The sequence below is a fragment of the Sporomusa sp. KB1 genome, assembly GCF_007830295.1.
Lineage (GTDB): Bacteria > Bacillota > Negativicutes > Sporomusales > Sporomusaceae > Sporomusa.
The window spans coordinates 686,325-701,464 of the sequence record NZ_VLKC01000001.1 but is presented as its reverse complement, the minus strand read 5'-3'; the positions used below and the strand labels follow the sequence as shown (position 1 = coordinate 701,464).

Annotated in this window: 10 protein-coding genes, 3 tRNA genes and 1 riboswitch; all 13 genes read left to right on the top strand. The window is 45.9% G+C overall.

Features of this window, described 5'->3' with window-relative positions; all coding sequences use genetic code 11:
* Positions 1–198 precede the first annotated feature (198 nt).
* The 13 genes from SALPA_RS03170 (at position 199) to SALPA_RS03110 (ending at position 15,111) form a co-directional block, all read left to right on the top strand.
* Positions 199–274: transfer RNA gene (locus SALPA_RS03170), tRNA-Met, on the top strand.
* An 8-nt stretch (positions 275–282) separates the two neighbouring features.
* A tRNA-His gene (locus SALPA_RS03165) sits at positions 283–358 on the top strand.
* A gap of 174 nt (positions 359–532) precedes the next feature.
* Positions 533–832, top strand: a riboswitch (Lysine riboswitch).
* Positions 833–1,021: 189 nt separating this feature from the next.
* Positions 1,022–2,281: a diaminopimelate decarboxylase gene (gene lysA, locus SALPA_RS03160; protein WP_145089718.1), complete on the top strand. Its 1,260-nt coding sequence runs from the start codon at positions 1,022–1,024 to the stop codon at positions 2,279–2,281.
* 102 nt (positions 2,282–2,383) lie between these two features.
* The gene (gene ercA / locus SALPA_RS03155) at positions 2,384–3,547 is read left to right on the top strand and encodes an alcohol dehydrogenase-like regulatory protein ErcA (protein WP_145089715.1); all 1,164 of its coding nucleotides are present in this window, start codon (positions 2,384–2,386) and stop codon (positions 3,545–3,547) included.
* Positions 3,537–4,391 (top strand): ATP-binding protein, encoded by an 855-nt coding sequence (locus SALPA_RS03150; protein ID WP_145089712.1) that lies wholly within the window; start codon positions 3,537–3,539, stop codon positions 4,389–4,391. Before ercA ends, SALPA_RS03150 begins: the two co-directional genes overlap by 11 nt.
* 108 nt (positions 4,392–4,499) lie before the next feature.
* Positions 4,500–4,670 (top strand): aspartyl-phosphate phosphatase Spo0E family protein, encoded by a 171-nt coding sequence (locus tag SALPA_RS29520; protein WP_222427850.1) that lies wholly within the window; start codon positions 4,500–4,502, stop codon positions 4,668–4,670.
* Between the two features lie 38 nt (positions 4,671–4,708).
* Positions 4,709–6,061 carry a hexokinase family protein gene (locus SALPA_RS03140; RefSeq protein WP_255450743.1) on the top strand — a complete coding sequence of 451 codons (1,353 nt, stop codon included), beginning with the start codon at positions 4,709–4,711 and terminating at the stop codon, positions 6,059–6,061.
* Positions 6,062–6,101: 40 nt separating this feature from the next.
* Positions 6,102–6,178, top strand: a tRNA-Arg gene (locus SALPA_RS03135).
* A gap of 553 nt (positions 6,179–6,731) precedes the next feature.
* Positions 6,732–8,513 (top strand): acyl-CoA dehydratase activase, encoded by a 1,782-nt coding sequence (locus tag SALPA_RS03130; RefSeq protein ID WP_145089709.1) that lies wholly within the window; start codon positions 6,732–6,734, stop codon positions 8,511–8,513.
* 104 nt (positions 8,514–8,617) lie between these two features.
* On the top strand, positions 8,618–10,771 hold the full coding sequence (locus SALPA_RS03125; protein WP_145089706.1) for a molybdopterin-dependent oxidoreductase: 2,154 nt from the start codon (positions 8,618–8,620) through the stop codon (positions 10,769–10,771).
* 235 nt (positions 10,772–11,006) lie between these two features.
* On the top strand, positions 11,007–13,646 hold the full coding sequence (locus SALPA_RS03120; protein ID WP_145089704.1) for a phosphoenolpyruvate synthase: 2,640 nt from the start codon (positions 11,007–11,009) through the stop codon (positions 13,644–13,646).
* A complete protein-coding gene (locus SALPA_RS03115; RefSeq protein WP_145089702.1) occupies positions 13,646–14,038 on the top strand; it encodes an MFS transporter in 393 nt (130 codons plus the stop codon). The genes SALPA_RS03120 and SALPA_RS03115 overlap by 1 nt, the downstream gene beginning before the upstream one ends.
* A 641-nt stretch (positions 14,039–14,679) precedes the next feature.
* Positions 14,680–15,111 (top strand): MarR family winged helix-turn-helix transcriptional regulator, encoded by a 432-nt coding sequence (locus SALPA_RS03110; protein WP_255450741.1) that lies wholly within the window; start codon positions 14,680–14,682, stop codon positions 15,109–15,111.
* Positions 15,112–15,140 lie beyond the last annotated feature (29 nt).

Here is a 15,140-nt window from a genome sequence, read left to right as displayed (position 1 = left end):
TTGACTTATATTCGAGGTTCGGTGATCGAAGTTCGAGTGTTCGAATGAGCAACGAATGAAGATAACGAACTAATAGATTAGTCCTAAATGCGTAACTTTCTTCTGTGGTAGTTTTGAGGGAATGTGATAGAGGTATTTACTTGGCAACAGTATGCTTGCGAACAAGCATACCTCGAACACACGAACTCACGAACATATCGCGGGATGGAGCAGTTGGTAGCTCGTCGGGCTCATAACCCGAAGGTCGCAGGTTCAAGTCCTGCTCCCGCAACCAATTATATGGTGGCTGTGGTGAAGCGGTTAACACGCCGGATTGTGGCTCCGGTATTCGAGGGTTCGAGACCCTCCAGTCACCCCAATTTTATTTATATTTACTAAAATATTTAGGGTAGAAATTTATCACACTTGATAGATTTCTACCTTTATTTTTTCTTAATGACATGGCGGATAACGCGAGGGTTATAGTTGTGTTCCACTTTTAGATTGACACTGCCTAGGGTAGGCTGATATTATAGACATAATCGATATATGTTTTTCCGATAGAGGCGCGGCAGAGCAAGAGTAAGTATGAAGAGTTGGCAGCGATGACCATACTGAAAGGGGCTGACCGCCGAAGTGAAGGTTTTGCCAAGAACTTTCTGCTGGTTTTGCATTTAATAAATGTAAGACTGTCACCTGTGGTTTATCCGATGACCAGGTTGCTCTAAAACTCCACTTCTGCAAGCGAGAGTTAAGCGCAACTAAGTCCCTGGATAGGTTCGACTAAACTTCAGATAGGTTTAAAACCCACCTGAAGCTAAGTCTCACTTTATGGTGGAGCGCTATCCTTGCAGCTGATAAGAGTACTCTCTTGTCTTTAAGCAGTTTGCGGGAGCCAGCGCAAACTGCTTTATATATTGGGCCTTATAGCAGTTTGCAGGCGCAAGCAGGTAGTGTATTGCCAACACACCACCTGTTATGCAAAAAGATGTAACACATTGTATATAGTAAAAATAGTTATTAGCAAAGGTAGGCGAAACAATTGGCTGAAAAAAAATTACCATTTACAAAAGAGCAAGTAACAGAAGTGATCAAACAGTATCCAACACCGTTTCATATTTATGATGAGGCAGCCATTAGACAAAATGTCCGTAAACTAACGAAAGCCTTTGCCTGGGCACCAGAATTTAAAGAGTATTTTGCTGTAAAGGCTACTCCCAATCCACATCTTTTGAAAGTGCTGAGGGAAGAAGGTCTTGGGGCTGACTGCAGCTCGCTGCCAGAACTTATTTTAGCAGAAAAAGCAGGTATGTCCGGTGAAGAGATTATCTTGACATCGAATGATACTCCGGCAATTGAATTCAAAAAGGCGCGTGAATTAGGGGCGATCATTAATCTTGATGATATTAGTCATATTGACTATTTAGATAAGCATGCTGGAATTCCGGAGATGATTTGCTTCCGATATAATCCAGGTCCGCTCAGGGATGGAGGCAACTCAATTATCGGTAATCCGGAAGATTCTAAATATGGTTTAACGCGTAAACAGCTTTTGGATGCCTACCGGATTATGCAGTCAAGAGGAGTAAAGCGGTTTGGTATTCATACTATGGTTATTTCTAATGAACTTGACCCTAATTACTTCATTGAAACTGCCAATATGATGTTTGACCTTATTAGTGAGATTTACCGGACACTTGATATTAAAATCGAGTTTGTTAATTTTGGCGGTGGCATTGGTATCCCCTACCGGCCTGAACAGGAGCCCGTTGATCTCGATGTGGTCAGCCAGGGTATTAAGCAGGCATATGAGGCCAAGATTACGGCCAATGGTCTGGCACCGCTAAAGATTGCTATGGAGTGTGGCCGGATGATTACCGGGCCTTATGGTTATCTGGTATCGACAGTGTTGCATAAGAAAGAGATCTACAAAAATTATATAGGCTTGGATGCCTGTATGGCTAACCTGATGCGTCCGGCCTTATACGGTGCTTATCACCACATTACGGTATTGGGTAAGGAGGAGTGGCCGTTAGGCTATATGTATGATGTCGCTGGCTCTCTATGCGAAAATAATGATAAGTTTGCTATTAACCGTAAATTACCCATGGTTGATATTGGTGATATATTGGTTATTCATGATGCGGGAGCTCATGGTCATGCAATGGGATTTAACTATAATGGTAAGTTACGGTCGGCGGAATTAATGCTGAAGCCGGATGGCAGTGTCGAACTTATCCGGCGGGCGGAAACCATTGAGGATTACTTTGCTACATTGGATTTTTCTGGTTTGGGAAAATAATGCGAAATTCACCTGACGTTTGTCAGGTGAATTTTTTCTCATATCAGCAAAAAATAACAATTCTGTTACATTGGAAATATCAAGTATTTGGGAGGGATGGGTATGGCCTTATCGGTTTTTGAACTGCGAAAGTTTGTTGTACCCGAGTTCATTTTTGGAGTTGGAGCGATTGACCTTGCTGGTCAATATGCGGAAAACTTTGGCGCCAAAAAAGTACTAATTGTTACCGACCCTGGTATTATTAAATCTGGGTGGCTGGAGCCTGTGGTGAAAAGTCTCGATAATCATTCCCTGCCTTATGTAGTTTTCCAAGATGTACATAGTAATCCCCGCGATTATGAGGTAATGGCCGGAGCCAGTGTCTATCTTGCCAATGGTTGTAACGTGTTAGTGGCAGTTGGTGGCGGCAGTCCGATTGACTGTGCTAAAGGTATTGGGATAGTGGCCGCTAATAATTGTCAGATAGCTGACTTTGAAGGCGTAGATCGAGTGACCAGAGCTATACCTCCGCTCATTTGTATCCCGACTACGGCTGGCAGTTCGGCCGATGTTTCTCAGTTCACCATTATTGCCGATAGTATGCGAAAAACGAAGATGGCCATTGTTAGCAAGACGTTAGTACCTGATGTTGCACTGATTGACCCTGGCACTCTGATTACCATGCCTGCTTATCTCACAGCATGTACGGGAATGGATGCTCTGTGTCATGCTATTGAAGCGTTTGTTTCCCAAGCCTGTTCTCCTCTAACCGACCTCCATGCACTAAAAGCAGTGGAGTTGCTTAGTAAATATTTGCCCTTATCAGTCAGTTATCCAGAAAACCTCGAGTACCGTAGCTATACTATGTTAGGAAGCTTGTCAGCAGGTATGGCTTTTTCCAATGCTATACTAGGCGCTGTTCATGCTTTGGCGCATAGTCTGGGGGGCATGTTTGATTTACCGCATGGTGAGTGTAATGCCATTTTGTTAAAGCATGTTATGGCCTACAACTTCTCAGCATGTCGGGATGCCTATGAGAAAATCGGGGAAGCAATGGGGCTGTCGTTGAAAGATTTACCTGCTTCTCAGCGAGAAATGCTTATCTTATCAACTATTGATTCTTTCCGGGAACAATTAGGGATTACTAAGACTCTAGGTGATATTGGTATTACCGAGACCGATATTTCGCGTTTGGCGATAAATGCCAGTGTGGATCCTTGTTTAGCCACTAATCCACGTGTACCCACGCTGAAGGAATTAGAGGAGATTTTTCGCCATGCCTTATGATGCTGATGTTGATGAATTGATGGATAAGTTGATTGGTCTCGGAGACAAGTCTATTCGCAAAAATTATTATCCAGAGTTACAGCGCCGTATGGATGAATTGGAGCAGTTAAACATCGAACTGGAACAGCGAGTGGCTGAACGGACAGCTGAGCTGGCTGCTGCCAATAAAGAGTTGGAGGCATTTTGTTATTCAGTATCCCATGATTTGCGGGCACCTCTGCGTTGTATTGATGGCTTTAGTTTGGCTGTATTAGAAGATTATGGGCATCTTTTAGATGAAGAAGGTCAGGGTTACTTGCAACGAGTCCGGCTTGCCAGTCAGCGTATGGCAGAGTTGATTGATGGGTTACTCAATTTGTCGCGGCTCACTCGTGGCGAGATTGTTAGACAGGAAGTAGAGTTGAGTACTATCGTCAGGGATGTAGCGGAAGTACTCCGCCAAGCGCAGCCTGAACGGGAGGTATGTGTTATTATTGAGCCTGGTCTAAAGGCTTATGGTGACAATGGGATGCTCCGCATATTGTTTGAAAATTTGCTGGGTAATGCATTTAAATTTACTGTTAACCGTACCGATGCAAGAGTGGAGGTTGGCAAAACGGTAGAGAAAGAATCTAACCGAACGATTTTTTATGTGCGTGACAATGGTGCAGGTTTTAATATGGTATATGCAGATAAATTATTTGGGGCTTTCCAGCGCCTTCATACAGTTCATGAATTTCCTGGAAACGGGATAGGATTAGCTACAGTGCAACGTATAATTAACCGTCATGGCGGAGAAATATGGGCTCAGGGAGAAGTAGGGCAAGGGGCGACATTTTTTTTTAGCCTAGCAAAAAAAATGTAAAAAAAATCATGATAAAGAACAATATTCCCTCTTCCAAAATTAGGCAATGTGATTTATAATGTTAATTGTTGCTAATATAAGGAAATTGTTTAGTGGAGGGCACATTTGTTGTTAGATAATATCGAAAAAATTACCATTAACGATATCATAGAAAATTTGCGCGAAAGAATGCATTCACTGGCTGTGTCCTATGGATTGTCACATCCTCAAGTTTTGGAAGCCAGCCAGCTATTAGATCACGAAATAAGTAAATATTACCATCAGCTGCGCAATCATTAATTATTAGGTTGCAAGTACTCATCCGGGAGTTGAATGGTTTGGCTGATTTAAGCAGAGTTTTAGCAGACTTAGAAGAACAGTTGGCTGTATCAGCTAATTTATTACAAGATATCGCTAGCAGGTTTCAAGCGGCAATGACTGCTGGTTTGCTCGGTAAGCCAAGTTCTCTAAAAATGTTGCCGGCATTTGTTAATGTTCCCACTGGGCAGGAGCAAGGTACTGTAGTTGCTGTTGACTTTGGCGGCACAAACGTAAGGGTATTGCTGATTGAACTGACAGGACAAGGTCAGGCTCAGATTATTGCCAGGCGATCATTTCCCCTCAAAAATAAGCAGGCCAATTATGACTTTACGACTGCGTCAGTATCTGGGATGCAATTATTTGACTTCATAGCTGGGAAAATTGCTGAAATCGTGCCAACAGCCGACAAAACCTACCCACTGGGACATACCTTTTCTTTTCCTTGTCGCCAGTATGCTGTTAATGAAGCTGAACTAATTAGTTGGACAAAGGAGATCAAGACAGCGGGGGTTGAAGGAGAAAATGTCGGACAGCTATTGCAAGCGGCATTAGAACGCAATGGGCTTGGATATGTTCAGTCACTGGCGATAATTAATGATACTACCGGTACTTTGCTAACTGCGGCATATAAAGATAATACTACTGATATTGGTACTATTTGCGGTACCGGACATAACAGCTGTTATCTTGAACCTGATCATCCGCTGACCAAGCAGCCGATGATCGTCAATATGGAATCAGGTAATTTTGACCAAATAGTACAAACTAAATACGATATATACCTGGATCAGAATAGTGAAAAACCAGGGGGGCAACGCCTGGAGAAGATGGCTTCAGGCCATTATTTAGGTGAAATTGTTCGAATTATTGTCAGCAGTCTGGTCGCTAATGGTTACATGAACGGAGAGACAGCAGAACCATTGAATATACCATATTTTCTATCTACAGAAGATCTTTCCACAATGCTTGCTGATCATACATCAGGCTTGAATGCTGTAGCTAAAGTTGCTGCTGACCGCTTAGGATTGAGTGAGCTAAAGACAAGTGAGCTTGTAGCTTTGCAAACCATTGCCAGATTTGTTACGATCCGGTCTGCTCGTTTGGTGGCTGCTACCTGGGCTGGCGTAGTGTTTAAGATTGATCCGGAGCTTAAACGGCGGCATACGATTGCGGTTGACGGGTCACTATACGAAAAGATGCCAGGATATGCCGGGTATTTGGCACAGGCGATAAAGGAGGTGTTGGGCATAGGGAACAACAATCAGGTTGCTATTCGCCTTAGTAAAAACGGCTCAGGTATTGGTGCGGCTATTGCAGCAGCCATGGTATATAGTCCTACTAAATACAAAAAATATGATTACCAGTGTTGACATTTTTCAATTTGCATAATATAATAATCAAGTAGCATATGACTCCGTAGCTCAGCTGGATAGAGCGTTTGACTACGAATCAAAAGGTCGCAGGTTCGAATCCTGCCGGGGTCGCCATAGATATTTCAAAGGTTTTACGATACTTTCGTAAAGCCTTTTTTTATTATTGAGAAATTTCGGTATTGTGGCGACCATCGAAAAGGGTTTAGACTGCTTGTTTGTGAAGCAATTCCCTATAAGGTAGTCAGAGACTTTGATGCCATGGATGATGGAGACCCAACAGTACCGCCGCGGTTTAATTGCGAGAAATGTGGTGGGGCCATGTATCCAGAGTATTATAAAGGTATTCATGGATATGAGTATAAGGTTTCGGATGTGAGATAAAGCCCAAGGCCCGCGTTAGCGGGTTTTTTTATTTGCAGAAGCTCATCATAGTGTTGGTATGCCAGGAGCAATAGAAAGGAGTCAGTGTGGATGGGAGTCCAATTTGGTAAATGGTAGAGAAGAATGTAAAAAAATGATTGACTATATCAGGTTATGAATCATATAATGAAAGAAAAAGTAATTGTCAATGACAATTAAATAGAGCTTGATGATGGGAGGAGCAAAAGGGCTTATCCGGTGGAAGGAAAGTCAGAAGGGCTAGTCTCATGAAGGGAGGGGAAAGAAAATGGACAGCGCATTTCGGGTAGGGGTAGATGTAGGTTCAACCACCATAAAAATAGTGATTCTTGATGAGCGCAACAGTATTGTTTTTCAGCAATATCTCAGGCACTTTTCCAATATTACCTCAACTCTTAAGACCATGATTGACACGGCGCATGCGGCAATGCCGAAAAAGTTGTTATCCGTGATGTTTACCGGCTCGGCCGGTATCGGCCTCTCTAAGTGCATGGATGTTTCTTTTGTTCAGGAAGTCGTCGCCTGCACGCAGGCAGTCAGAGAAATCATACCCTATACCGATACTGTTATTGAACTTGGCGGTGAAGATGCCAAGATCACCTATTTTGGCGATACTGTGGAGCAACGCATGAACGGTGTTTGCGCCGGCGGTACGGGAGCTTTTATTGATCATATGGCTGTTTTGCTGAGTACGGGTGCAGCCGGGTTGAACGATTTAGCGAAACAGTATCAAACCATCTACCCGATTGCTTCCCGGTGCGGCGTATTTGCTAAAACCGATGTCCAGGCATTGATGAACGAAGGAGTTTGTAAGGAAGATATTGCGGCATCCGTTTTGCAGGCCGTCGTCAATCAAACTATTGGCAGTTTGGCGCAGGGACGGCCAATACGGGGCAAAGTCGCTTTGCTGGGCGGGCCTTTATATTTTCTGTCCGAACTGCGGCGACGCTTTATTGAGACGCTGGGCTTACAGGCAGATGAGGTCATCAGTCCGGAAAGCTCGCCGTATTTTGTTGCTATCGGGGCGGCGTTGTCATCCAGGGAGAAACCGATCTTGTCTGAATGTTTATATGAGCACATTCCCGGAATTTGTGTATTACGCGGTACTGCTGCTGACGGAGAGAGAACGCTGCCGTTGTTTGCGGACCAAGAAGACGTGAAGCGGTTTCAAGCCCGCCATGCGCAACATGCCGTACCGAAGCAGGAGCTGTCCAGTTATACGGGTAAGGCCTATTTGGGAATTGATGCCGGGTCCACCACAACCAAGCTGGCGCTGATCGATGCGGGTGACAAACTGTTGTATTTCTATTATGGCAGCAACCGTGGCAACCCCTTGGAAACAGTGATTGAGGCTTTGCAAGAGTTATATAAAGTCCTGCCGACGGGAGTCCAAATCGCCGGTTCGGTTGTTACGGGTTATGGCGAACGGTTAATCCAGGCTGCTCTGCAGGTTGATGCCGGGGAAGTGGAAACCGTAGCTCATCTTAAGGCGGCTAATTATTTCCTGCCGGGCGTAACCTTTGTCCTGGATATTGGTGGTCAGGATATGAAAAGCTTTTTTGTCCGGGATGGTGTGATTGACTCCATTATGCTTAACGAAGCCTGCTCGGCGGGCTGCGGCTCCTTTATTGAGACGTTTGCGCAGTCACTGGGTATGACTGTCCGCGATTTTTCGCTGCAGGCCCTGGAAGCTCCGCATCCGGTGGAACTCGGAACCCGCTGCACCGTGTTCATGAATTCGAAAGTCAAGCAGGCCCAAAAGGAAGGGGCGAGCATAGGTGAAATCTCGGCCGGGCTGGCGATAGCGGTGGTTCAAAACGCCCTGTTTAAGGTGATCCGCCTGAAAAATACGGAGCAATTGGGCGAAAAGATCGTCGTACAAGGGGGAACCTTCTATAACGACGCCATTCTGCGAGCCATGGAAACGATAATCGGCCGGGAAGTCGTCCGGCCCGATATTGCCGGCATCATGGGCGCTTATGGCGCCGCTTTGCTGGCCCGGGAGCGCTGCCAGGACCAGGCTCGGTCAACCTTGCTGACAGCAGCGTGAATGAACCCTATTCACAAGGTAAAAAAATAACGTCAAACGGAGACATCATAAGGCGAGAATTGTAGATCTTCTCACTACTATTCGATTGGGGGAGGTAAGTGAAAATGTCAACCGGTGTTCGTATTGTAAGGTCTTCTTGCCGTGGTTGCCACGGCGTCTGTCAGGTTTTGGTTCATATGAATGATGATAAAATCGTCCGTATAACTGGCGATCCTGAAAGTTTGACAAGCAAGGGCTTTATTTGTCCCAAAGGAGCAACAGCAGCCGAACTGCTGTATCATCCTGATCGCCTCAAATATCCCCTTCGCCGGGCAGGAAAACGGGGTGAAAACCGATGGCAGCGCGTCACCTGGGAGGAAGCTCTTGACGAAATGACTTCGCGTTTCGATGAAATCCGACGGGATTCAGGTTCTGAGTATTTAGCCGTAGCGCAGGGAACCGGCCGGCCGTATACCGAGTTCACGATGCGTTTTGCTAACGCATATGGCACGCCTAATTTCATTAATCCCGGCCATATGTGTTATCTGCCGAGAATCATAGGTAGCTCCATCACTCTAGGAAATTTACCGGTGTCGGATATATACGGCTTTGGCGGAAAAATGCCTGCCTGTATATTGATCTGGGGCTGCAATAATACCGCGACGGGGGCATCAGACGGCATGTGCGGCAGTATGTTGAAAAAAGCTTTGAAGAGCGCTGATCAGGTTATCGTAATCGATCCCCGGCGCACCAGTGCGGCGGCGAAGGCGGATTATTGGCTTCAAATCAGGCCGGGCACCGATTGTGCGTTGGCTCTTGCGATGATTCATATCATCATCCAAGAGGATTTATATGACCATGAGTTCGTATCGAAATATTGTTTTGGCTTTGAAAGACTGGCTGAGCATGTCCGAATCTTTACGCCAGAGTGGGCCGCACCCATCACCCGAATCCCCGCGGAGACAATACGTACAGCGGCGAGGATTTACGCCAAAACTAAGCCGGCATGCTTGCAATGGGGCAATGGGGTGGACACAACCATTAACGGGTTTCAGACCGGACGGGCAATGCTTATTCTTATGAGTATTACTGGAAATATCGATCAACCGGGAGGAAATGTGTTTTGGGTGTCACCGGCAGGGATAAAGTCGAAGTCTCCCTTAACCGAACAGAACGTAGCCGGCGGACAATTTCTGCCAGCCGGGCAAGTAGAGAGGGTGATCAGTCAGAACAAGTTCCCCTTCGCCCCCAATTGTCATCCGCCGACATTCTGGAAATCAGTGATTAGCGGTGTCCCCTATCGGGTAAGAGGGATGTGGATCATTGGCTCCAATCCGCTTGTTACCGCCACTCAGGGACTAACTATCGAAGAGGCCTTGCGGAACCATCTGGAATATACCGTTGTTTCCGACCTGTTCATGACGCCGACTGCCCAGTTGGCGGATCTTGTGCTCCCGGCGGCACACTGGCTGGAACAGGATGATGTAGTGTATATGCATAAGATTTGGTGCGTGCTGTCCCGCAAAAAGTTCACACAGGTCGGCGAAAGCCGTGATGACCGCGACGTCATTTTCGATATTGCCCATCGCCTGGGGCTGAACGAAGCTTTTCCCTGGCCCAGCCGCTATGAGTATTTGAACTGGTTGTTGGAGGACCTGGGAATGAGTTTCGACGAATTCAAGGAAAAGGACATCCTGGTCGGTGCGATGGTCTACCGCAAATTTGAAAAAGACGGGGGCTTCCATACACCGTCCGGCAAGGTTGAACTGTACTCCAACGTAATGGAAAGCAGGGGGAGACCGCCGCTGCCTGTCTATGTCGAACCGCCGTTATCACCGCAAGCCTTGCCGGACGGGTATCCTCTCATCCTTGTTGCAGGTTCCAAGGTATTGGAATTCTTTCATTCGGAGATGCATCAGGTCGAAGCACTGCGGCGGATGCATACTGCGCCCCGGGTTCAAATTCATCCCAAGACTGCCGCTGCCTACAACATTTTAAATGAAGAATGGGTTATTTTGGAATCCCCTTATGGCAGGGCAAAGCTCAAGGCGCAGATTTTTGACGGGATTGCTGAGGATGTTGTTTATGCGGACCACGCCTGGTGGTATCCTGAGGCGAAAGCTCCTGAATACCGCTGGAAAGAGTCGTGCGTCAACCTGCTTGCGGGTGATCGGTTTTTTGATCCGGATACGGGAGCAGAGCCTTTGAAGTGTTTGTCATGCAATATAACCAAGGCATCCGCCGACCATTCGCAAAAGCGGACCAGAGTTAGCCGGTAACTTGAACTGCTTGTAGGGATAAATCCACACAGCAGACAGTTAAATGGATAATAAGTACCTGAGGGGGTAAAATACCCGAGACTATTTGTTGTTCACATTAGGCATAAACCTAGAAACCGGATTTCTGACTTGCAGGCTGACGCAGGAAATGTTAATAATGGTAAAAATATTTGTTAGTCACGAGGCGAAAATGTTATCTTCCAGATGATCATTGAATGTGAGGTCAAATCGATATATGAACCAATACGTACTCTTTTTTGAGCAAATCAATCATGTAAGCCTGCCTCTTGTCGGCGGCAAGGGGGCAAATCTAGGCGAGATGACGCAGGCCGGATTCCCTGTACCCGGTGGGTTTTGTGTTACGACCGATGCGTATAAAGACTTTATCGCCACAAGTCCGGAAATGGGTAACTTTTTTGTTGCACTTGCCACCATCGATCCGACTAAATTGGACCGGCTGAGGGAATTAAGTGAGCGCATCCGTGCCCACTTGCAGCAATTGCCGATGCCCGCTGAGATTCATGATGCCATTATTCAGGCCTGGATGAAACGGGGAGCAGGCCATTCGTATGCTATCCGCTCCAGCGCGACGGCCGAAGATCTGCCCAGTGCCTCTTTTGCCGGTCAGCAGGACACCTATCTAAACATTAAAGGCCGGGAAGACCTTTTACTGCATGTCCGCAAATGCTGGGCATCGTTATTTACCGACCGCGCCATCGCATACCGGGCCAAAAATGGCTTCGATCATCAGGAAGTATATCTGTCGATTGTCATTCAGCAAATGGTCATTCCGGAAATTTCCGGAATCTTGTTCACAGCCGAACCGGTAAGCGGAAATCGTACTGTCGTTTCCATTGACGCCAGCTTTGGCCTGGGAGAAGCCCTGGTATCCGGTTTGGTATCCGCTGACCTGTATAAAGTAAAAAACGACACAGTGATTAGCAAAAAGATATCCCAAAAGAAAGTAGCCATTTATTCCTTGACTGAAGGCGGAACAATCACCAAAGAATTACCACCGGAACAACAAGAGAAACAGGTCCTGACTGATCAACAAATTATCGCCTTGGCCGCTTTAGGGAAAAAAATCGAGCAGCACTATGGTAACCCGCAGGATATCGAATTTTGTATGGCCAACGGCGAGTTCTCCATCGTACAGAGCCGCCCTATTACCACACTGTACCCTTTGTCGGACATTCCGCAGCATCCGCTGAGGGTACTGCTGTCGTTCGGTCATGTGCAGATGGCGACCGATGCGATGAAGCCGTTAGGTTTATCGATGCTGCGAACCTTATTCCCCGCTAATTTCTTCAAGGAGGCGGGAGGAAGAATCTTTATCGATATTACCGATTTGTTTCATAATAAAATGATGAGGATGATTTTCCCGAAACTGCTGACAAATGCCGATGAAGCTATGAGCCGCGCCGTGAAGGCAATTGTTAAACGTCCGGAGTTTCTTAAAAAGTATCAATCAATAAATAGCAAGCCTCTCTCTGCTGTTCGCAAGGTTATGAGGCCCGTTATGGGAAAAGCGTGGACTAATCTCCGTTCCGGCGATTCAAAAATTGGAAAATTTCAGGTTAAAAACTTCACGCAGGAAAGATTTGAACAGACCAGGCAGGCTCTTGCCCGGGTGCAGGGGGCCGAACGGATAAAAGCTGTTCAGCGTCAAATGGACAGCCTGCTGCCGGAGATTTTAGACAGGATCATACCCTATGTGGCCCCAGGGATTATCGCCGGTGTCCTATTGAAAAAGATCATTGGCCGCAGGTTTAAAGACACAGTGGAGTTTAACAGGCTAAATAAGTCGCTGCCCGGCAATGTTACTAGTGAAATGGGATTGGAACTTGGTGACCTGGCGGATAGGCTGCGGGAATTTCCGGCAGTCCAGGAGTATCTGAAAACAGCCGGGGACCAAACCTTTTATGCCGGGTTTTACCCAGTTCCCGGTGGGAAACAATTCAGGCAAGCTTTTGAAACTTTTATCGGCAAATACGGGATGCGCTGCCCCGGTGAAATTGACCTGACCAATCCCCGCTGGCATGAAGCGCCTACCCAATTGGTAGCGGCGCTTTTCAGCCATATACGAAGCCTAAAGCCGGGGGAACACCGGCAGCGCTTTGTCGAGGGTGAAAGAGAAGCGGAAACAGCCTCCCGGCATATTTTGAATGCAGTAAGCGGTAATTATTTCAAAACCAAACTGATTACTCGCCTGATTGCTGTGTTTCGCAATATGGGAGGGCTGCGGGAACAACACAAATATTTACTTATTATGGTTATGGGCGAATGCAAAAAAGCAATTATGGCGGAAGCAACCGGGCTTGTGCAAAAAGGGGTATTGGCGCAGGCGGAAGACGTCTATTTCTTGAGTCTGGAAGAATTAGCCCAGTTATTGGAAGGCGATTTGCGGGAGAATGTGTCTGAATTAATCGCTAGGCGCAAGGAAGAATATCGATGGCACCAAAGCCTGAAACCGCCGCGTGTCATGACAAGCGAGGGAGAAATTGTGGTGGTTCCTGCGCGCAAAGGCCCTATTCCTGAGGGGACGCTTATCGGCAGCCCGGTGTCGGCAGGAGTTGCCGAAGGTATAGCCCGTGTTATCCTCAAACCGGAGAATGCGGTTTTAAATGAAGGCGAAATTCTTGTTGCACCGCATACCGATCCCGGCTGGACTCCCCTATTTCAATCGGCAATCGCCATAATCACCGAAGTAGGAGGGTTAATGACCCATGGGGCGGTTGTAGCCCGCGAATATGGCATTCCGGCAGTGGCTGGAGTCGATGATGCGACAACGCTTATTAAAGATGGGCAAAAGATACGGGTGGACGGGGTGCAAGGGGTTGTAGAAATTTTAGAGCCTAAATTGATAGACGTGTGATGCTTATGGAGAAAGAGCATAACCTTGTTAGTGTTGGTGGGGAGAATAGACGCTGGTTTGTTTTTGCAGGCATCCTCCTGGGCGTAACTGCGCATATGATCATGCAGACACTTGTGGCAACTATCTTGCCCAGTATTTCTGCCGAATTGGGTAACTCTCACTTGTATAGCTGGGTGTTCAGCGGCTACTTGTTGATGTCCACTATTACCATTCCTTTGTTTTCCCGGCTTGCCGATCTATATGGCGATAAGCTGTTTTTTCTAATTGGCCTGTCTGTATTTCTTCTTGCCTCCCTCTTGTGCGGACTGGCGACCTCATTTGCCTTTTTAGTTGGTGCCCGTTTGACGCAGGGCATTGCTGGGGAATGCTGGCGCCGGTCACAATGGCACTAATTAGTCAATTATTTCCCTTATGAAAGAGCGGGCCAAAGCAATGAGTGTTTTTGCTGCAGTTCAAATGTTTTCTAATGTTTTGGGACCGCTTATAGGCGGTTTAGTCACTACAGTCTTAGGCTGATCAGCCGCCTTTTATATGGTTATCCCTTTATGTGTTCTGTCTTTTATAATTATCTATTATAGTCAGTTCGGAACTACAAAAACTAAAAACCTGGTTACGCAAAAAGTAGATTACATCGGAGCTTTCTTACATGTTTTGGCTGTTAAACGAGGATCTCCGGACAGCATAGCTCTTAACCCTGTCCAGATGATTTCAAGGCACCAGCCTATTATTCCATAAATGATAAAATTTCTCATGAAAGTAGTTTAAACAATTAGTGTCAGGGGAAATTGGCTTTTTGAGTTGTTTCATTTATAAATATGCTACAATAGCCGGTGTTCTGAAGAAAGTGAATACCGTGTTAAGTGCTTCAATTGTTCCTTCCTATAATTTGTTTTTATGTTCGTAAGTTCAAACTTGTAACATAAGCAATAATTAAAAAGACGATGGGCAACGAAAAAATGATTGACTATTTCCGTAATGAGTTATAGTATAAAACTAGCAAAATTATTGTCAATGACAATTAATCAAGGGGTTAATGATGGTAAATGATGTGCTTGATACCATTGGTTTCTTTATTAGTAGAACCCAGTCTAAATTGCAAAAACGATTTCTCCAAAAATTAAAACCGTATGGTGTTACTCCTGAGCAATGGGCTTTATTTGCCAGGCTTTCTGAAAAAGAAGGAATTTCACTGACCGATTTATCGTATACATCCTTAAGAGATAAGCCATATACGACCAGACTTATTGACAAACTGGAGCAAAGAGGGCTTATCCGGCGGGAAGAAAGTCAGGACGATAAACGCTTCTCCTTAATTTTTCTGTCAAAACAAGGGGGCGAGCTGAGGCAAGAGATCCTTCCGATTATTACTGAATTAAACCAATGGGTGATGGAAACATTAACTGAAGCCGAGATTAAGCAGCTAAAGTTTCTTTTGAATAAATTGTATGATCAGGTTAAAGATTAAAGTGCTTTAAGGCTAATCCATTCTTTTTT

Coding starts and splice junctions, on each gene's coding strand:
- SALPA_RS03125 (WP_145089706.1), top strand. CDS start 8,618: ATGTCAACCGGTGTTCGTATTGTAAGGTCTTCTTGCCGTGGTTGCCAC.
- ercA (WP_145089715.1), top strand. CDS start 2,384: ATGGCCTTATCGGTTTTTGAACTGCGAAAGTTTGTTGTACCCGAGTTC.
- SALPA_RS03150 (WP_145089712.1), top strand. CDS start 3,537: ATGCCTTATGATGCTGATGTTGATGAATTGATGGATAAGTTGATTGGT.
- SALPA_RS03130 (WP_145089709.1), top strand. CDS start 6,732: ATGGACAGCGCATTTCGGGTAGGGGTAGATGTAGGTTCAACCACCATA.
- SALPA_RS03115 (WP_145089702.1), top strand. CDS start 13,646: ATGCTTATGGAGAAAGAGCATAACCTTGTTAGTGTTGGTGGGGAGAAT.
- SALPA_RS03110 (WP_255450741.1), top strand. CDS start 14,680: ATGATGGTAAATGATGTGCTTGATACCATTGGTTTCTTTATTAGTAGA.
- SALPA_RS03120 (WP_145089704.1), top strand. CDS start 11,007: ATGAACCAATACGTACTCTTTTTTGAGCAAATCAATCATGTAAGCCTG.